Consider the following 20,170-nt stretch of genomic DNA (forward strand, 5'->3'; position numbering starts at 1 on the left):
AATAGAGGCTACTGAATGGAAGCCATAGGTGCCAGATTCGCGCGTCGGTCGTCAAGGAGGACGAGCAGCCGGGCAGGCGGACGTCGTCCGGCCGACGCTCCGCGCCGGCTTCCGGTGGCTTCAGGGGCTGGGAGGGGAACGGCGGGGCTTCAGCGGCCGCGGGGCGCGCGGAACTCCTGCGTCACGGTGCGGTTGGCCGGGACGACGACGGTGAACGACTTGTCGCCGGACGGGTGATGGAAGGTCAGCGTGTAGGTGCCGGCCGGCACCTTGTAGGTCGCGCGGCCCTGCACGTCTCCCAGGCGCTTCGAGCCCAGGTAGACGGTGGCGTACGGGTTGGCCTTCACCTGGAGCAGGCCCGTGGCCTTCGCCGGGTCCTCGGCGGCCGCTGCCGTGGCGGTGTCCGCCGTGGGCTTCGTGGCGGGGGCGGCCGGTTCGGCGGAGGGAGGCGGGGCCAGGGCGGCTTCGCGGCGCTGCCCTTCGAGCTCCGCGTCGATGGCCTCCGTGGCCGGCGCACGGGCGGGGTCGGCCGGAGGGGTCGTGACGGCGGCCGGAGGCGGGGTCGCCGCCGGGGCGGTGGCCTGGGCTGGAGGCGGGCTCCCCTGCCCCGCGTCCCGGGCGCCGGTCTGGGAGCGGGCCACGGCGAGGACGCCCATGACGCCCGCGAGCCCCACCGCGGCGGCCCCGGCCCACAGCGCGCGCTTGCGGTTCGGCGCGACGGGCGGTCCGGGTTCGGTGGCGGAGACGGTCTCGACCTCGCGGCCGCTGGCGTTGTCGGGGGCTGGGGCCGCGACGCGGCGCGCGGAGGCGGTGGCGGCCTTGCCGGAGGAGGACTCCTCGGCCTTCCGGGACGCGGTTGCGGCGGCGGGGACCTCGCGGGACTCGGAGCGCGTGCCGTGCGGCGCGAGCGGCGCTTCCCGTCCCAGCGACTGCAACGGCATCAGCGGCGTGGGCTGCGGGGGACGTCCGTTCGCGGCGTCGGCGGCGCGGTCGTCATGCGACAGCACCAACGTCGTCCCATGGCGGTCCTCGTCCGGCGAGCCGCTCCGCTTCGCTCCCGAGGCGTGCTCACGCGACGGCATCACCGCCGTGGGCTCGCGGGGCGGCGGCTCGGCTCCGGCCACCAGCAGCGCGCCGTCCTCCAGCGCCGTGCGCTCCGGGAGCGCGGGCAGCGCCTGGTTGCTGGCCGCGATGGGGAACAGCGTCCGGACGAACGCGCCCACGTCGGTGTCATCGACGGAGCGGGCGTGGTTCAACACGCACTGCGCCAGCGCGCGCTCCAGCTCCCCCGCCGTCTGGAAGCGCTTGGACAGGTCGCGCTCCAGCGCGCGGCAGATGGCGGCGTCCAGGTCCGGCGGCACGTCCGGGTTGAGCCGCGCGGGCGGCACGATGGTGCTCTCCTGCACCGCGCGCAGGACGGCGATCTCCGAGTCGCCCTGGAACAGCCGGCCGCCCGTGAGCAACTCCCACAGCACCACGCCCAGCGCGAAGACGTCGGTGCGCACGTCCACGCTCTCGCCCCGGGCCTGCTCGGGCGACATGTACGCGAACTTGCCCTTGAGCACGCCGGGGTTCGTGAGCTTGTTGCCCGCCTTCGCGATGCCGAAGTCCGTGAGCTTCACCGCGCCGTCGTAGGACACGAGCACGTTGTGCGGCGTGACGTCCCGGTGCACCAGGTTCAGCAGCTCGCCGTTCACCCGCAGGCGGTGGGCGTAGTGCAGGCCCCGCGCGACCTCCGCGCCGATGTGCGCCACCAGCATGGGCGGCATCGGCGTCATCGCCTCCTTGCTCCGCTTGCGCAGCTCCCACAGCGAGCAGCCGCGCACGTACTCCATCGCCAGGTAGTAGGTGTCCTCGTGCTTGTCGAAGTCGAAGATCTGCACCACGTTGGCGTGGTTGAGCCGCGAGGCCAGCCGCGCCTCCGCGATGAACATCTGCACGAAGTCCGGGTCGCTCGCGAGGAACGCCCGCACGCGCTTGATGACGACTTCCTTCTCGAAGCCCTCCGGCCCGCGCGCGGTGCACAGGAAGATCTCCGCCATGCCCCCTTCGGCGAGCTTGCGGCGCACGACGTACTTGCCGACGTGGGTTCCTGCCTCGAGCGTCACGGAAGGGTCCAAGGCCGCGCCTACTCGAACTTGACCGTCACCACGTTGAGGTCGATGGGACGCACCTCGATGCGGCGGCTGACGGTGCGCTTCAGCTCGGGGTTGGTGAACTTGCAGTCATACGAACCCACGTGCAGCTGCACCGGCTGGAACGGCGTCTCGCCCAGCTTGCGGCCGTTGCACGCCACCTCCGCCCACGGCGTCACCACGAAGCTCACCGACGCGGTCCGCTCCACGGCGCGGGGGGACTCGCGCACGTCCGCGGCGGGCACCACCGAGGCCGCGCTGGCGATGGGGGCCTTCACCACCGGCGCGGGAGCCTGGGCGCGAGGCGTCTCCTGGGCCTGCTTCGCCTCGGGGGCCGCGCTGTCCGGCGCGCGGGGAGCAGCCACGCCGGAAGGTCCGACTCCGGGCTCCGGCGTCGAGGAGGCCGGGGGAGCCGACGAGGGCGGCTCCGTGCCGGGCTTTGCGGACGACGGCATTGGCACGAGCTTCAGCGGTCCCACGTCGAGCCGGCCGGACGGCGGGATGACGATCTGCGTGCGCAGCTCCCGGTAGCCTTCCTTCACCAGGACGACCCAGTAGCGGCCGGGCTTCACCGTCGGCAGCGTCAGCGGCGTGCGCTCGGGGAGCACGCGGTCCTCGAACACGACGCGCGCGCCCACGGGCTCGGACTCCACGCGGACGCCGCTCGCGCCGGGCCCCAGGCTCCAGACAATGCCGACGCCCACCAGGAGCGCGACGAGCAGGATGGCGCCATACAGGAGTCCGCGGCGCTTCGCAGGCTCCGCCGCGGACTGCTCGGTGACCGTGCCGGTGCGGGCCGGCGGCACCCAGGCGTTCGGCATGGGCGCGCGGGACGCGGAGCGCGGCGCGGTGGACGCGGTCATCTCGATGGTCGCGTGGGGCGCGGGCACCGGGCTCCGGTGCCCACCGGACGGCGCCGGCATGCCCGTGCGGGAGACGGGAATCTCCGAGCGCGGCACGGCGCGCATGTCCTGCGTGGGGCCTTCGTCCACGTCGGCGCGGGAGACGGCGCGCATGTCCAGGGTCGAGTCGTCCTCGTCCTCCCGGGCCTGCGCCGCCAGGAGGCGCTGATCCAACGTGGGCGCGTCCTCTTCGACCTGGAACCCGCCGGAGAGCTTCCCCTGCGTGTCCACCATCGCGAGCGTGGGGGCGTCCTCTTCGACCTGGAACCCGCCGGAGAGCTTCCCCTGCGTGTCCACCATCGCGAGCGTGGGACCGTCCTCCTCCTCCGTCACCGTCGGGAGGGAGGGCTCCTCCAGACGGACCGGCCGGATGCTCCGCGAGGGCGGTGATTCCAACGCCCTTCGGGCACCGGTGGTCCCCCGGGGCTCCGGACGGGCGTCGGCGGCGCGAGCATCGACCCGGGGGTCGACGTTGCGGATCTCCGAGCGAGGCTCGGGGCGACCGTCGACGTTGCGGATTTCAGAGCGAGGCTCCGGACGACCGTCGGCGCCGCGGCCGTCAGGGTGCCGACCCTCGGCGCGCCCGTCCAAGTGCGCATCCGGGTGCCGGCCATCACCGCGTGCCTCCGCGCGAGCGGCACCGCGTCCGTCCAGCCGAGCATCCGCCCGGGCGTCCGCGCGAGGCTCCGCATGACGGCCCTCCGCGCGCGGGTCCACGTTGCGACCTTCCGCACGCGCCTCCACACCACGAGGCTCCGCGCCACGGGCCTCCGCGTTGCGCGCTTCCACCCGCGCCTCCGCGTTGCGGCCTTCCGGACGGGTGTCCGGGCCGCGGATCTCGGAGCGCCCGCCTTCCGCCTCCGCGTCCTCGCGGCGCGCCTCCACCTTCCCGCTGGGACGGTTCGCCCGGGGCGGACGCAGCGTGGTGGTGGGCTCGTTCTCCGTGCGCCCCGGCGGCGTCGCGGGCCGCATCACCGAACGGCGCGGCGCGGGCGACGGCGGAGACACGCCCGCCTCGTCGTCCGTCACCTGCACTTCACCGGAGCGCGCCTCCTCCGAAAGCCGGTCCGCGAACAGCTCCCGCATGAACGCGGCTAGGTCCGCCGTCGTGCCGCACGGCTGCGGCTGCGAAGCCAGCCACCCCTCCAGCGCCCGCTGCAGCTCCTGCGCGTGCTGGTAGCGCGCGTCCGGCTCCTTCGCGAGCGCCTTGAGCACGATGGCGTCCAGTTCCACCGGCACCCGGGGCGCCACCTGCGACGGCACCGGCACGTGGCACTCCGCCACCGCCGACAGGGTCAGCATGTCGCTGGGACGCTTGAACAGCCGTCCCCCCGTCAGCAGCTCATGCAGCACGACCCCAAGCGCGAACACGTCCGAGCGCCGGTCCACGCGCTGCCCCGCGGCCTGCTCCGGCGACATGTATGAATACTTGCCCTTGAGCACCCCGGAGCGCGTCACGGTGGCCTGGTCCGCCGCCTTCGCGATGCCGAAGTCCACCACCTTCACGCCACCGTCGAACGTCACCAGGATGTTCTGCGGCGACACGTCCCGGTGCACGATGTCCAGCGGGCGCCCCGCCGCATCCGTCTTCTTGTGCGCGTAGTCCAGCCCCGCGCACGCCTCCAAGAGGATGCGGCACACCAGCGGCACCGGCAGCGGACGCCCCGCCGTCTCCGAGCGCTTCCAGAGCCGGCGCGCGTCCACGCCATGGATGTACTCCATGGCGATGAAGAACGTGTCCCCCTCCGCCCCCAGGTCGTAGATCTGCACCACGTTGGGGTGCGCCAGCCGGGCCGCGATCCGCGCCTCGTCCAGGAACATCCGGACGAACTCGTCGTTCTCCGACAGGTGCGGGAGGATCCGCTTCAACACCAGCAGCTTGTCCGGAGCATCCGAACCCGGCCGGCGCGCGAGGTAGATCTGCGCCATGCCGCCCGTGGCGAGGCGCTTCAGGAGCTGGTAGCTGCCGTAGGTTTCGATGGACACGGCCGGACGCGTGGAGGCGGACCCCAAGCGTAAGCGGCCGGGCCAGGGGAATCAAACATCGAATCCCCTTGGGTTTTTCCCGGTTCCACCCGCCGTGCGCCCTAGCGGCGGACGGCCCGGACCTCCCGGGTCTCCCGCATCAGCGCTTCCAGTTCGTCCAGGTGCCGCTTGAGCACCGGCATCAGCACCGGCGCCGCGTCCACCCGGTCGAACAGGTCCAGCACCCGGTCCACCTTGCGCTCGATCTCCTGCGCCCTCACGGTGCTGATGCGCTTGAGCAGCAGGTCCGCGCCGGCCTCCATCAGGACCCGCGCCACCGCGTTGCGGTCCGCCAGCGGCTCCTGCCTGCGCTGCCCCTCCCCACGGATGACCCGCAGTCCCGGCGCACCGGCGCGCGGAGAGGACTTCATGGGCTCATCAGGGGTCCAGGTGCTCACAGCGCCTCCAGGGCAACAGCGTGCAGACGCTCCGCAGGGTACACACCGAGGGAGCGCCTCCAATTTTCTGGTCATCCGCACAGGCAGATGCAGTGCTGTAGCACCGGGGTCTGACACCCCCGTTCGGGGCCGGATGGCCGGCCCGTCACGGGGTCCACACCCACAGCTCTTCCACCGTTCAGTCGTTGGCGCAGGCGCGGCGGTAGGTGATGGCCACCTTGGAGCCGGGCGCCGGCACCGTGGTGAACACGACGCTGTTGGACGCCGCGTCGTAGGTCCACCCGCTGGTGGTGGCGGTGCCGTTGACGGCCACCACCACCGTGCCCGCGTCGGGCTCCTCGCTCAGCGGGAAGCGGTCCTGCGCGCTGAACGCCTTGTTGGCCACCTGCCGGAGGAGCGGCGCGTAGTCACCGGCGCAGACGTTGAGCACCTCGCCGCCCGTCTGGGCCGCCGCGTCCGCGTACCGGGTGCCGGTGCCGCCCGCCGTGGCGCAGGACGTCTTGGTGGGCGCGATGGCGAAGAACGTGGCCCGCTGCGGCTGGTTCTCACCCTTGCGCGCTTGTGCCCACTGCACGTACGTGGAGACCGCGTCCGGCGAGTGGTCGTCCTCGTCGCCCACGAACACCACCACCAGCGCCGCGGAGTCGCGCAGGAAGCCCGCGTTGCCGTCGTTGGCCAGGGCCGTGCGCGGATCATCCACGTTGTTCACCAGCGGCGAGGTGAGCGCGCGGCGCATCGCTTCAAAGCCCTGCTCCACCTGGGCGCACTGGCCCACCTGCACGTTCTGCTGGAGCACCTGCGCCACGTCGGGCGTGGCCAGCGTGAGGATGCGCTGACGGCTGTTGTCCGCCGGGAAGAAGCGGCCGGCCTCGCCCCCCAGCGCGCCGCCCGGGCACGCGCCGGACACCGCGGAGATGCCCGTCGTCGTCACCGCCATGTTCACGTCCACCGCCTTGTTGCGCGCGGCGTCCACGAAGGACGGGATGGCGGACACGAGCTTCGGGTGCTCCTCCACCATGGACGCCGTGTTGTCCACGACGAACAGCACGTCCACCTTGCTCACGTCCTGCTGCACGAAGGTGTCCGTCTTCTCCGTCTTCTTCGACGACTCACCGATGAGCGGCACCATCAGCGGGATGGGCAGGTCGCTGGAGTCCACGTAGAGCGGCGACAGGTTCATGCCCGTCACCTGCGCCAGGTAATCCACGCCCACCGTGAAGGACTCGCCCGGCTGAAGCTGGAACGCGGGCGGCGCCGGGTTGTCCAGCAGCTCGAACTCCGTGTCCGTCGTGCCCGGCCCGATGAAGACGTTGGACACCGTGATGGGCGTGGTGCACGCGTTGAGGTAGTTCACCTCGCGCGGCGCCGGGCGGCAGTCCTTGCGGCCCAGGCCGAAGTCCAGGTACCAGGGCGACGCGACCAGGCACGTCTCCTGCGAGTTCGCCAGCAGCGGCACCTGCCGCACCGGCGTCACCGGGTTGTACTGCTCCACCTGCAGCTCACCCGTGAAGCCGCCGCCGGTGAAGGGCGCCTGGAAGGCCACCTGGAAGCTGAACCAGTCGCCCGGGTAGACGATGCCGCCGAAGAGCTCGCCGCCGGGCATCTTGAACACGCCGCCGCCGTCGTTGACGATGCGGATGTTCTTCACGGGGCACAGGTCCGTGCCCTTGTTCTCCAGCTTCACGCCCAGCACCGCGCCGCGGCCCGGCGGGATGGTGCCGAAGTCCACCAACTGCGGCGTCACCGTCAAATCACACGGCGCGTGCGCCTTCGCGCTGCCGAAGAAGTCCAGCTGCACGGTGGCCGCGGAGAACGCGCTCGTGGTCATCACCAGCGCGCCGGACGCGCTGCCCTCGCGCATGGGCTCGTAGAAGACCTCCAGGTTCAGCTCGCCGTTGGCCGGCAGGGTGAACGGCAGCGTGATGGGCTTGTGGTTGAACTGGAGCTGGGCGCCCGTGGCGTCCGGCGTCCAGTCCAGCGTGTTGATGGTGAGCGGCCCCGCGTTGTCCGTGCCGCAGTTCTTCACGTTCACCACGACGCGCACCTTGGAGCCCAGCGGCTGCTCGCCGAAGTCGTGCATCATCGGCGACACGCAGAGCTCGGACGCGCCGCCGAAGCCGCGCAGCGGCACGGGCAGCGTGGGGTGGCGCTTGCTCACCACGGAGTAGACGGCGCGGTCCGTCGCCGCGCCCATGTGGCCGGGGCTGTAGCGGATTTCGAAGGCGCGCACCTCGCCGGGCTGGAGCACCAGCGGCAGGCCCGTGTTGGCCTGGCTGAAGGACGCGTCCGTGCCGTCCAGCATGAGCGACGTCACCGTCACCGGCTCCGTGCTGATGTTGCGCAGGCTGGAGGCCTTGATGGCGTCGCGGTCCACCGGCACCGCGCCGAAGTCCACCACCTCCGGCTCCGCCACCACCGCGCGGTCCAGCGCCTCCGCCGTCAGCTGCACCGGCACGTCCGCGCACCCGTTGCAGGGGGAGATGGCCAGGGCGATCTGCTTCCTGCCCACGCGCACCGGGTTGAAGGTGACGGGCAGCTCCACGCGCTCGCCCGGGTTCACCGTCAGCGGCGCCGCGACGAACTCATCCTTGTCCGCGCCCACCAGCTTGGGCGTCACCATCACCGGCAGCTCGGTGGGGTTGTCCAGCGTCACGCCCAGCGTCTTGGTGGAGTCCGCTTCAATGCGGCCGAAGTCCAGCGCGCGCGGCGTCACCCGGGCCCACGCGTCCACGCCGGCGCCGTTGAGCGGAATGCGCATCAGCGGCTCGATGCGCGTGTCCGAGCGCACCACCAGCACCGCGGGCAGCCCGCCCTGCGCCAGCGGCGAGAAGCGCACCTTCAGCGTGCACTCGCTGCCCGGCACCAGGCTGTGCGGACCCTCATGGGTGAACTCCGCCTTGTAGGCGCCTTCCGGCCCCTCCACCCAGGCTTCGTCCACCGTGATGCGCGCGCGGCCCACGTTGCGCAGCGTCACCGTGGATTCACGAGCGTCGAAGATGGCGACCCGCGCGAAGTCGACGCCGCCTGGCGTCGCCGTCAGCCGGCCATCCGCGAGCGACGAACGCTCCCGGTCCGCGCATCCCGACAGCAGCCCCACCACCACCAGCCCCAGCAGGCCCCAGCGCCCCGTCATGGCACCCACCCTTCCCTCCCGCCTCGCCCAAAAGCCTTGAAGCCGCGCAACCGGGCCACACCTTCCGTGTGTGGCCCTCGCGGATCAGGTGGCGAAGCTAGGCACCCACCCCGGGACTGCCAACCGCCTCACCGTGGGAAAAACAGTGGAACTGCCCTCCAGAACGTCCACTGGAGGGCACCTCCCGCGCCCACGGCGGCGGAGGACTTCAGAATTTCGGAATCCGCAACGTCTTGCTGATCATCGCGCTGCCGCTGGCCACGTAGAGCAGCGCCAGCGGATGGAGCTGGAGCGGCCCCAGGTTCCACACCCCGCCCCACAGCGCGTCGCCAATGCGGCCCTGCCAGGTGGCCGCCGCCAGCACCATCACCAGCACCAGGCTGGTGGGGATGGGGGTGCCCTCGAAGTACTTCACCTTGCCGGTGCCGTCGGACAGCTCCGCGGAGGTGACGTTGAAGCGCGCCAGGCGGCTGATGCCGCACGCGACGAAGTAGAGCAGTGCCGCCACGTCCAGGTTGCCGCGCAGGCCCACCGCGAACGCCAGCGCCGCGGGTGCCATGCCAAAGGAGATGACGTCCGCCAGCGAGTCCAGGTCCGCGCCCAGCGGCGACTTGCGGAAGCGCCACCGCGCGATGCGGCCGTCCGCCACGTCCATCGCCAGCGCCACCGGCATCAGGCAGAACGCCACCCACAGCCAGCGCATGTTGCCCGTCGCCAGCGCCTGCATGGCCGCGAGGATGGCCCCCGCGCCGGAGAAGCCGTTGCCGAGCGTGACGAAGTCCGCCAGCACGAAGGTGCGAATCATGGAGAAGTGGCGGCGCTGGCGGCGGGCCGCGGGCGGCGACGAGGGCTCGGGCGTCATGGCCCCCGTGTAACACACGGCGTCTTTCCGGCTTTCCCAAACCCACGACGCAACGCATCCGCACGTTCCTGCTCCGTGGAAAAGTCAAATCCCAGAAACATTGACCGGCGAATCGCCACCTTCCTAGTCTCCGGGCCGCCATGCCCGAGCACATCCCCGATAATCTTCCTCCTCGCGGAGGGTTCCGTGCTGTCCGGACCCGCCGTCTTTCTTTCTCCCTTCTCGCCTCCCTGGCGCTGGTCGCCACCAGCACCGGATGTGACGACGAGGATCCGAAGCCCACGGATCCGCCCCCCGCCGCCCCGAAGTACACGGCGAAGATCAAGCGCACCTCCTTTGGCATCCCGCACATCACCGCGGACAACTACGGCAGCCTGGGCTTTGGCCAGGGCTATGCCTTCGCGCAGGACCACGTCTGCACGCTGGCGGACCAGGTCCTGAAGGTGCGCAGCGAGCGCGCGCGCTTCCTGGGCCAGGGCACCGGCAACAGGAACGTGGGCTCCGACCTGGCGTACCTGGCCATGGACGTGATGGGGCGCGCGCAGACGGCCTTCCCCACGCTGTCCCAGGAAGTGCAGGACATGCTCACCGGCTACGCGGCCGGCTACAACAAGTACCTGGAGGACACGGCCCCGGAGGCCCGTCCCGCCGAGTGCGCCAACGCGCCCTGGGTGCGCCCCATCACCCCGGTGGACCTGCTGGCGTACAACACGGACCTGACGCTCGTCGCGGGCATCAACGCGCTGGCGCTCACCCTCCCGTCCGCCACGCCCCCCACCGTGAGCGCGCAGTCCGTGGACCCGAAGCAGGCCGCGCTGCGTCCCCAGCCGCCCTCGCTGGAAGAGCTCCAGAAGCTGAAGAACGCGGACTTCGGCAGCAACGGCTGGGCCATTGGCGGTGAGCGCACCGACAACGGCAAGGGCATGGTGATGGCCAACCCGCACTTCCCCTGGGAAGGCGAGCTGCGCCTGTGGGAGAGCCACCTGACCGTGCCGGGCCAGATGAACGTCTACGGCGTGGGCCTCATGGGCGTGCCGGCGGTGCTCATCGGCTTCAATGAGAACCTGGGCTGGACGCACACGTTCTCCTCCGGCCAGCGCGCGACCATCTACCAGCTGCAGCTCGTGGAGGGGAAGCCGACCGTCTACAAGTACGGCAACGAAGAGCGCGCCATGATCTCCAAGACCTTCACCATCCTGGTGAAGCTGCCGGAGGGGTCGCTGACGAACTACTCGCAGACCCTCTACTTCAGCCACTACGGCCCGATGATGGCCATCCCGGACTCGTCCCTGCCGGCGGGCGTCCCCGCGGGCACGCTCGGCTGGAACACCCGGACGGCGCTCACGCTGCGCGACGCGAACATCGAGAACACCAAGTTCCTGGACCAGTTCCACGGCATGAACAAGGCCAAATCCCTGACCGAGTTCAAGGACGTCTACGCCACCCAGCAGGGCCTGCCCTGGGTGAACACGATGTACGCCGACAAGGAGGGCAACGCCTGGTACACGGACGCCACGCCCACGCCCAACCTCACCCCGGACGCGTACAAGAAGTGGGTCACCGAGGCGACCACGCCCGGCCTCACCGTCCCCTACCTCGTCTACCAGGCCCTGGGCTTCGTGGCGCTCAACGGCAGCGACCCGGCCAATGAGTGGCAGGTGGTGCCGGGCTCGCGCAGCCCCGGCCTCGTGCCCTTCGCGGACGTGCCGAAGCTGGACCGCAAGGACTTCGTCTTCAACGCGAACGACAGCTACTGGCTGGCCAACCCCGCCGCGCCCATCACCGGGAAGTCCCCGCTGCACGGCTTCGAGGGCGTGCCCCAGTCTCCGCGCACGCGCATGAACGCCAAGGTCCTCACGGAGGTCTCCGAGACCGGCGCCTCCGGCCCGGACGGCAAGTTCACCTTCGAGGAGCTGAAGACGGCCGTGTTCAGCAACCGCAGCAGCCTCGAGGAGCTGGTGCGCGCGGGGCTCGTGGAGCGCTGCACGGGCAAGACGACGGCGACCTTCAAGGACGCCGCCGGCAAGGACAACGTCGTGGACATCAGCCAGGCGTGCGCGGTGCTGCGCGACTGGAGCGGCCGCTACGACGTGGAGCAGAAGGGCGCCTTCGTGTTCCGCGAGTTCCTGGGCGCCTACACCGGCGCGCAGCTGCTCAACGCGGGCGCGCTGTTCTCCGTCCCCTTCGACCCGGCCAACCCCATCGCCACGCCCAACACCCTGACGGCGGCTCCGGCCACGGGTGACGACCCGGTGCTCGCGAAGCTGGCGCAGGCCGTCTTCACCATCAACCGCTCCGGCAACACGGTGGACAAGACGCTGGGCCAGGTGCAGTTCACCACCCGCACCGGCACCCCCATCCCCCTGCAGGGCGGCATGCACCGCGAGGGCGTCACCAACGTCCTGTCCTACGGCGTCGCCAAGACGACGCTGTTCGACTTCTCCCAGCCCCACACGGCCGCGTTCAACAGCGCCACCCTGCTGGCGAAGGAGGGCTACCCCATCAACAACGGCAGCAGCTTCGTCATGGCGCTCCAGTTCACCGACGCGGGCCCCAACGCCAACGCCGTGCTGACCTACAGCCAGTCCGGCGACCGGGCCTCGCCGCACTACGCGGACCAGACCCAGCTGTTCTCGCAGAAGAAGTGGCGCCCCATCCTCTTCACGGACGCCCAGATTGCCGGCGACGCGAACCTGGTGGAGACCACCGTCTCCGGCGGGTAGTCCCCACCGTCTGACGGCCTGAGGCCGCTTGAAGGCCCTGGGAGCCACCGTGCTCCCGGGGCCTTCTTGTTTTCATGGGGAGTCGTCGTTGAAAGATGTCATGGACAGCGGAATGGGCAGACAGGGCCGGCGGCCCTGGCGTCTGGGTTCAGCATCCACCAGCGGACATCCAAGGGGGCCCGCGAGGCGAACACACAGTCCGTGACGCCGTCAGGCGTTAGCGGATGTGTCGTCTCAGCAATGTCAGCCTTCAGGGCTAGTTTCTTGACCGCCGCTGAAGAGCAGGATGTCCCCCAGGCCCAGGGAGACAGCCCGGACGCGTACCGACCGGGACGGCCGCTGGGTCCGACACGAAGGAGTCGCGAACGCCATGGCACTTCCGGTCTACAAGACAGACGTCATCGACAAGGTGTTCTTCCTGCGCTGGGACGCTCCACCGACGCCGGAAGAGATTCAAGCGGTGTTCCAGAAGATGCAGGCCGCCTACCAGCAGCACCAGCAGCAGCAGCTGGTGCTCGTCACCATCGCGGGAGCGAAGTCCGCGGTCCCCAACAGCGAGCAGCGCCGGCACCTGTCCAACATGCTGTCGGACGCGCGGGCGCTGTTCTCGGAGATCCACGTCATCATCGAAGGCAACGAGCTGCAGCACAACCTCCAGCGCGTCATCGTGTCGGGGATGCTCATCGTCACGCGCACGTATGACGACCAGTTCATCCGCGTGCACAAGAACGCGGACGGGGCGGCGGGCTTCATTGCCCGGCGGCTGGGCGTGGATGGCACGCAGGTGGTGAACGAAGCGCGGTCACGCGGCGTGGTGATGTAGGTCCCCGGGGGGATTCGGGGGCCCTGTCAGAGGGCCCCCGGCCCCGGAGTGCAGCGCGCGGGCTTTTTTCAGCCCCGGGCGCCCTGCCCCACCGGCCGGCCCGGACGGGCGGCGCTGACGGAGCCGCGCACGTAGCGGTGGTCGAAGAGGTCCACGTAGAGGTACTCGGGCCAGGACACCATCGCGCGAGCCCCCAGCATCACGCCCCGCATGATTTCACTCACCATCAGCCCCGCGGCGGTGGTGGCGCCAATCACGCACGTGGGGGCGTGGCCCTTTCCCTGGTAGCAGGCGTCCATGTACTCCTGGAGCATGTAGCTGCCCAGGTGCGGGATGATCTTCGGCAGGTCGATGCGGCCGTCCGGGAGGATGAAGAGCTCCTCGTAGAGCGGCGCGTCCGGCTGGAAGACGTGGAGCGCGGCGCCAAAGCCCAGCATCAGCCCGGTCATGATGGGGATGCCCAGCTGCCGGCACGTCTGGTGGAGCGACTCCTTGGCGCGCGCGCCCGCGATGTCGATGACCTCCACCACGTAGTCCACGGGCGGCAGGCCGCCCAGGCCCTTGAGCACGTCCGCCACGTTGGCGTCGGTGATGCCCTCCTTCACCTTGTGCACGCGCAGGTCCGGGTGGATGTCCCGGCACATGCGCTCCACCACGTCCACCTTGTGCTGGCCCAGGGTGCTTTCGAAGCAGCCAATCTGCCGGTTGATGTTGTGGCGTTCATAGACGTCGAAGTCCGCGAGCGTCAGGCAGCCGAAGCCCAGCCGCGCCAGGTCCACCGCGCACTGGCCGCCGGCGCCGCCCACGCCCGCGACGAGCACGTGGGTGGTGGCGAGCTTGTCCATGGTCTGCGGGTGGAGGACGCCCAGGTTGCGCTGGAAACGGGGGTTCACGTTCGTCATTGGAGGGGCTCCCTACTTGCGCATGCAGACGTAGAAGTTCTCGCCGTAGTAGTCGTCACCGTCGGCCACCAGCGCCTCGCTGAAGCCCACCTTCTCCAAGAGGCGCACCGCCTGGTCCGTGTCCAGGAAGGTGACCATCTCGTTGGGGTCCGTGGTGAGGCGCTGGGCACAGGTGCGGTGGTGGTTCACCGCGCGCTGGAGGGCCTCCGTCCACCGCCCCTGGGCCTCCCACTCCCGGATGGAGTTCTTCAGCACCTTCTCCAGGTCCGGCCGGGGGCGCTTGTTGCTCGTCATGCACAGCACGCCGCCGGGCTTCAGGTGCGTCCAGGCCTCGCGCAGCACGGCCTCCGGGTCGCGCACGTAGAAGAGGACGTTGTTCATCACCACCGCGTCCGCGCCCTCCTCCACCTCCACGGGGAACTGCGTCACGTCCCCCGGCAGCAGCGTCCAGCGGGCACGCACCGCCTCCGGCTCCCGGGCGCGGCGGCGCACCGCCAGCGCGAGCATGGCCTCGTTGTTGTCGAAGCCGACGACGCGCTGCCCCCGGCGCACCAGCGGCTCGCTCACCAGCCCCGTGCCGCACCCCGCGTCGATGACGTAGGCCCGATCCCGGGTGTCGCGGAGGAGCTTCTCGCGCTGCCGCTGGTAGCACGGCAGCTCGGGGATCATCTGGTCGTAGCTGTGCGCGAAGTCGTTCCAGATGTTGTCGACAAAGACGGTCTCGGGCATGGGTCCTCCCCCTCGCGGGGAGTCAGGGTGTGGCCTGGTGTTGTCCCCCGTCCCACCCCCTTGCGGCGATTGCCCCGCCGTCTTCCCCTATCATCCAGGACTTGCCTGTTTCAGATGTATGTGTTGGATTGAGTGAACAAATACACCCTGGCGGGCCGGAGGGGTGTCCGTTCACTCGGAAAGGTCCCGCGCCATCCGTGGTGCGCATGTCTCAGCATTGAAGCACGCCCGGTGATGCGTGTTTTTCACTCGGAGCGCGCCGGAAGCGGCTCCTGGTGGACATCACCGTTGAAGCCTGCCCTGCGGGGCAGAACCAATAAAATCAATGGCTTGGCCCCTGGCGCGGAAGGTGCTCCTGGGGAGGCCTGCATCGGAAGCGCGGGATGTCAGGGCCGTGCGCTTCTCTGCGTGGGGGACCCTCATGCGAGTCGAGGTCGGTATGCGTAGGACGTGGAGCCTGTGGGTGATGCTGGCGCTGTTCGTGGTGCTGCGCGCGAATCCGGGGGAAGCGCGCGAAGTGACGCTGCAGGCGGAGCAGTGGACGCGCTCGCTGGTGGCGGCGGGGTTGACCGCGTCCAGCATGACGCGCGAGGCGCTGGGCGGCGGGCTGGCGCACTACACGTGGAAGGTGCGGGTGGGGACGGGGAAGTACGACGCCGTCACGGTGCACCGGGTGGTGCGCGAGGCCCGTGCGTGGATTCCGGCGCGCAGCCGCCGGGCGGTGTTCATGGTGCACGGGGACCTGTGGGGCTTCGTGCCCGCGTTCCTCACCAACACGTGCGTGTCCACGATGCCGGAGGACCGCTCGCTGGCGGCGTACCTGGCGAGCCAGGACGTGGACGTGTGGGGCCTGGACCTGCGGTGGGTGGGCGTGCCGGAGACGGAGACGGACTTCCAGTTCATGGAGGGCTGGAGCCTGCGGACGCACGTGAAGGACCTGGGCACGGGCCTGGCGCTGGCGGACGTCGTGCGGCGGCTGTCCGGCAACGGCAACAATGACCGGATGTTCCTCCTGGGCTGGAGCCGGGGCGCCACCATCGGGTACGCGTACCTGGACGCGGAGTCGCAGCGTCCGCGCGGCCAGCGCCGGGTGGACGGCTTCGTGCCCATGGACATGGTGCTGCGCTTCGCGCCGGAGGCGGCGGAGCAGCGTCAGTGGGCGTGTGACCGGTACCAGGTGCTCCAGGCCGCCCGCGACGAGGGGCGCACGGAGGGCGGCCTGCTGGGGCCCGCGCCGGGCACGCCGGTGCGGCTCATCGGCCAGCTGGCGGCCCAGGCGCCCAACTCGCCCTCCCCGCTGGCGGCGCCGGGGCTCGTGGGGGGGCCCACGCCCACCAACCGGCAGTTCGCCGTCATCGCGGCCGGCAAGACCGCGGCCCTCTTCGCGCCGCTCCAGCCGCTGACGCCGGGCTACCACCTGGCGGGCAGCGTCACGGACGTCGCGGGCCTGCCCGTCAAGACGGCCTTCACGCCGGAGCCCACCCTGTTCGACTACCTCCAGCTGGCGCTGCCCTACCAGAGCCTCAACGAGGTGGTGGAGACGGAGGCGCAGCTGTGCGGCCTGGACGTGCCCTACGACGACCACCTGCAGGACGTGAAGGTGCCGGTGCTGTACGTGGGCGCGGCGGGCGGCGTGGGGCACTACGGCGAGTACTCCACGCGCCTCCTGGGCAGCACGGACGTCACCCGCATCATCGTGCGCAGCCGGCCGGAGTCGGAGCGCGCGCTGGACTTCGGGCACGCGGACCTGTTCCTCGCCCGGGACGCGCGCGTGCGCGTGTGGCAGCCCATCCTCCAGTGGATGCAGGCGCACTGACGGGGGCCGGACGCCCGGCACCGGACGGCGGGGGCTACTCCGCCTTCCACAGCCCGTGGCGCCGGGCCCTGCGGCCCAGCGTCACGGGGTCCATGCCCAGGGCCACGGCCGCGCGGCGCAGGACGCCGCCGTGGCGCTCCAGGGCCTCGCGGATGAGGTCGCGCTCCACCTGGTGGAGCCGGGCCCGGAGCGAGCCGTCCCCCGTGGGGTCCGCGCGGGGCACGGCGTTGTTGAGGAGCGCGGGCGGCAGGAGGCGCCGGGTGAGCATCTCCCCGGGCCGGGACAGCAGCACCGCCCGCTCCACCACGTTGCGCAGCTCGCGCACGTTGCCCGGCCAGCCGTAGCCGTGCAGCACTTCGTCCGCGTCCGGCGCCACGCCCGTGGCGGAGCGCTTGAGGGTGCGGTTGAACTGCTCCACGAACGCGCGCGCCAGCTCCGGGATGTCCTCCGGGCGCTCGCGCAGGGGCGGGATGTCGATGGTGAAGCTGTTGAGCCGGTAGAAGAGGTCCGCGCGGAAGCGGCCGGCGCGCACCTCCTCGCCCAGGTCCCGGTTGCTCGCGGCCACCACGCGCACGTCCACGTGGCGCACCTGGGTGCCGCCCACCGGGCGGATGTCGCCCGTCTCCAGCACGCGCAGGAGCTTCGCCTGGAGGTTGGGCGTGGTGTTCTCAATCTCGTCCAGGAAGATGGTGCCGCCGTTGGCCAGGACGAAGAGGCCCGGGTGGTCCGACACCGCGCCGGTGAAGGCGCCCTTCACGTGGCCGAACAGCTCGCTCTCCAGCAGCGTCTCCGTGAGCGCGCCGCAGTCCTGCACGACGAGCGGCAGGTCCCCCCGGCCGGAGAGCCGGTGGAGGATGCGCGCCAGCACCTCCTTGCCGGTGCCCGTCTCGCCCTGCAGCAGCACCGCCACCCGGTGGGGGGCCACCAGGCGCACCATCTCCATCACCCGCTGCATGGGCGGGCTGCGAAAGCCCACGTCCTCGCCGTGGCGGCCCGGGCCGCCCACCGGGGCCTGGGCCAGGGCGCGCTCGCGCATGAGGTTGCGCTCCAGCTCCAGCGCCATGCGCCACTGCTCGGTGCGAAAGCCGTGCTCGCGCCCCGCCTGGAGCACCGCCTCGCGCACGGTGTCCGGGTCCGGCCACGGCCCCAGGGCCCGGTAGATGCGGCCGGTGTTGAAGAGGGCCACCAGCCGCTCCGGGGCCGCCGGGGCGCAGTAGACGATGCGCGAGGCCAGGTCGCTGGGTGGCCCCGCCCCCGTGGGGTCCACCTCCGCGCGCAGCTCCGCCAGGGACTCCACCAGCGCGAGCGCCCGCGACTCGTCCTGGCCGCACACCAGGAGCGCCGCCATGTCCCCGCGCGTGAGCAGCGCGTGCACGTCCTCCGCGGTCCCCGCGAAGTGCGGCGTGGCCACGCCGTCCAGGGCCTGGCGCACCGCGCGGCACTCGTCCTCCGAGGCGAAGGCGGCCACCACCTGCAGGTGGGACGTGGCCAGGTAGCGCGCCAGCTTCACGCCGTCCGCCGCGTCGAAGGCGCCGAAGCTGATGCCCAGCGCCGCGACGGTGCCCCCGCCGCTCGCGGTGTCGTGGCGCCAGCGCACCACGCCGTGCACGCGCAGGTGGGCGCCCGTGTCCGGCAGCGAGAAGGCCATCTCCACCGGCTCGTTCTCGTGCGGGCCCTCCGACGGCCGGCGCGGCGTGGCGATGAGCCCGATGCCCGTCTCGCTGATGTTCACGGACCAGCAGCCATGCAGCGCCGGCTGGGTCACCACCTTCACGTACAGCGGCTTGCGCTCGCTCCGAGGCACCTGCTCGGACGCGGGGCGCGTCATGGGGTGCGTCACTCGACCGGCCTCATGGCCGCGGCGCGGCGGGCTTCCTGGAGGTCCACGGACATTTCAGGGGGTTCTGCCTGATTCTTCCGTCATCGCAAGTCGGCGGCAAAGGGGGTGTCCCCCGCCCACGTCGCAACTGGACACGGGTCCGAAATGCCCTGCCCGGAACGCGGAGTGCGCGTCCCCACACCGCACCACAACCCGCGCCGCGAAACAGCCCGCGCTCCGGCGGTACGCCTCCCACGCGACGGGCCGTATCGCCCCTGCCGGTGGGTTGAAGGATTCCAACCGGGACGTCTGAAATTGATGTCTGTCTTTTGGGGATGAACCTGCCCAGCATGCAAGCGGGCTCACCGTCGCTTGTGTTCGAAATAAAACTTCGCTATTCCGATTGTCACCTTGGAGCACGGCAGCCTTTCCTGCGCTGCCGGATGGAGCACTCAAAAACACGTCTCACTGTCTTTCTCCTCCCGTTGACACGGCCCTGTCGCACAGGTCCGGGAGCACGAGAGGGGACTGCCCCGCCGTAAAGCCAGACATTCCCCGGCCATGCCCCGTCTCCTGTCTTTGGAGCATGGCTCTTCACTGCCTGTCCTTTCCCCCTGGGCCACCCCTTGAAGAAAACCCTCCTCCTGGTTGAAACGTTGTTCGTCCTGGGCGCTGTCGGCTGTGGCGCTCCGGACGGTTCCCTTCCGGACGCGGACCGCCCGCCGGCGCTCGAGTCGTCCGGCGAGGACCTCTCCACCACGGGCTGCACGCAGCTCACCCCCGCGAGCGTGAAGGCCAGCGGCGACGACGGCACCGGCAGCGTCGCGGCGAACACGCTGGATGACCAGCTCACCACGCGCTGGAGCAGCCTGGGCAAGGGCCAGTGGATTGACTACGACCTGGGCTCCACCAAGGGCGTGGGCGCGATGGCGGTGGCCTGGCACCAGGGCAACACGCGGGTGAACACGTTCACCATCTCCGTGTCGCCGGACGGCTACACCTACACGCAGGTGTACAGCGGCAAGAGCCAGGGCACGACGACCGCGGCGGAGACGTACGCCTTCACGCCGGTGAGCGCGCGCCGCATCCGCGTCACCGTTCAGGGCAACACCCTCAACGACTGGGCCAGCATCGCGGAGGCGCGCCCGTGCTCCGGCACGACGCCGACCCCCGCCCCCAGCGGCATCGTGTGGCGCGGCGACTTCGAGTCCGGCGACCGCAGCCAGTGGGACGGCACGCAGATGATGTCGGCGGACCGGCTGCAGGTGATTCCGTCGCCGGTGCGCGAGGGCGGCTACGCGCTCAAGGCCACGGTGAAGCAGGGCGACGACCCCATCAACTCCAGCGGCAACCGCAATGAAATCTTCAAGCAGACGAAGGAGCCGGCGGGCTCCGAGTACTGGTACCGCTGGAGCACGCGCTTCGCGTCGGACTTCCCCAGCGTGAACACCTGGCAGCTCTTCACCCAGTGGCACCACGACGGCTGCTGCGGCTCTCCGCCGGTGGAGTTCTACGTGTACGGCGAGGAGATGCGGCTGAACATCGGCGGCTCCCCGGGCGTCATCGTCTGGCGGACGCCCCTGGTGCGCAACGCGTGGCATGACTTCGTCTTCCACGTGAAGTGGTCGCCCAACGCCACCGTGGGCTTCGTGGAGCTGTACTACAATGGCAACCTGGTGCTGCCCAAGCGCTACATCGCGACGCAGTACTCCGGGCAGCTCAACTACCTGAAGATTGGCCTGTACCGGAACGACACCATCGCCCCGGTGGGCGTCGTCTACCACGACGGCTGGGTGATGGGCCGGACGCAGGCGGACGTGCTGAACGCCAACTACCAGCTGAAGTGAGACACCGGCCGCGTGCCCCGGTAGTCGCCGGGGCACGCCCCGGGATAGGCTTTCAG

12 protein-coding genes are annotated in these 20,170 nt (G+C 70.7%); 4 read left to right on the forward strand and 8 right to left on the reverse strand.

Translation table 11 applies throughout. The annotated features are described in order from the left end of the window. Positions 1–149: 149 nt before the first annotated feature. The 5 genes from NR792_RS12540 to NR792_RS12560 form a co-directional block, all read right to left on the reverse strand. Positions 150–2,120: a serine/threonine protein kinase gene (locus tag NR792_RS12540; protein WP_375760280.1), complete on the reverse strand. Its 1,971-nt coding sequence runs from the start codon at positions 2,118–2,120 to the stop codon at positions 150–152. 8 nt (positions 2,121–2,128) lie between these two features. Further along, complete coding sequence (locus tag NR792_RS12545; protein ID WP_375760281.1) at positions 2,129–5,023, reverse strand: protein kinase; 2,895 nt, start codon at positions 5,021–5,023, stop codon at positions 2,129–2,131. Positions 5,024–5,124: 101 nt separating this feature from the next. After that, on the reverse strand, positions 5,125–5,433 hold the full coding sequence (locus NR792_RS12550; RefSeq protein ID WP_375760282.1) for a hypothetical protein: 309 nt from the start codon (positions 5,431–5,433) through the stop codon (positions 5,125–5,127). A 205-nt stretch (positions 5,434–5,638) separates the two neighbouring features. Then, the gene (locus NR792_RS12555) at positions 5,639–8,593 is read right to left on the reverse strand and encodes a choice-of-anchor D domain-containing protein (protein WP_375760283.1); all 2,955 of its coding nucleotides are present in this window, start codon (positions 8,591–8,593) and stop codon (positions 5,639–5,641) included. A gap of 208 nt (positions 8,594–8,801) precedes the next feature. Then, on the reverse strand, positions 8,802–9,455 hold the full coding sequence (locus NR792_RS12560) for a CDP-alcohol phosphatidyltransferase family protein (protein WP_375760284.1): 654 nt from the start codon (positions 9,453–9,455) through the stop codon (positions 8,802–8,804). A 140-nt stretch (positions 9,456–9,595) separates the two neighbouring features. Here NR792_RS12560 and NR792_RS12565 point away from each other — a divergent pair, with 140 nt between their 5' ends. Both NR792_RS12565 and NR792_RS12570 read left to right on the forward strand, forming a co-directional pair. Beyond that, positions 9,596–12,178: an acylase gene (locus tag NR792_RS12565; RefSeq protein WP_375760285.1), complete on the forward strand. Its 2,583-nt coding sequence runs from the start codon at positions 9,596–9,598 to the stop codon at positions 12,176–12,178. 370 nt (positions 12,179–12,548) lie between these two features. After that, positions 12,549–13,001: a DofA protein gene (locus NR792_RS12570; RefSeq protein ID WP_375760286.1), complete on the forward strand. Its 453-nt coding sequence runs from the start codon at positions 12,549–12,551 to the stop codon at positions 12,999–13,001. Between the two features lie 68 nt (positions 13,002–13,069). On the opposite strand, the gene NR792_RS12575 is transcribed toward NR792_RS12570, so the two are convergent. Continuing rightward, entirely contained in the window at positions 13,070–13,903 is an 834-nt protein-coding gene (locus tag NR792_RS12575; RefSeq protein ID WP_375760287.1) for a ThiF family adenylyltransferase, read from the reverse strand. Between the two features lie 12 nt (positions 13,904–13,915). Beyond that, on the reverse strand, positions 13,916–14,632 hold the full coding sequence (locus NR792_RS12580; RefSeq protein WP_375760288.1) for a class I SAM-dependent methyltransferase: 717 nt from the start codon (positions 14,630–14,632) through the stop codon (positions 13,916–13,918). A 439-nt stretch (positions 14,633–15,071) separates the two neighbouring features. Between NR792_RS12580 and NR792_RS12585 the strand changes: the two genes are divergently transcribed. Further along, positions 15,072–16,448, forward strand: coding sequence for a hypothetical protein (locus NR792_RS12585; RefSeq protein ID WP_375760289.1), 1,377 nt, complete (start codon positions 15,072–15,074; stop codon positions 16,446–16,448). Between the two features lie 34 nt (positions 16,449–16,482). Here the strand turns inward: NR792_RS12585 and NR792_RS12590 are convergent, their stop codons facing one another. Then, positions 16,483–18,276, reverse strand: a complete 1,794-nt coding sequence (locus NR792_RS12590) for a sigma 54-interacting transcriptional regulator (protein WP_375760290.1) — start codon at positions 18,274–18,276, stop codon at positions 16,483–16,485. Positions 18,277–18,893: 617 nt separating this feature from the next. Here NR792_RS12590 and NR792_RS12595 point away from each other — a divergent pair. After that, positions 18,894–20,114, forward strand: a complete 1,221-nt coding sequence (locus tag NR792_RS12595) for a heparin lyase I family protein (protein WP_375760291.1) — start codon at positions 18,894–18,896, stop codon at positions 20,112–20,114. The last annotated feature ends 56 nt before the right edge of the window (positions 20,115–20,170 follow it).

The organism is Corallococcus exercitus (genome assembly GCF_042231735.1).
Classification (GTDB): Bacteria; Myxococcota; Myxococcia; order Myxococcales; family Myxococcaceae; genus Corallococcus; species Corallococcus exercitus_B.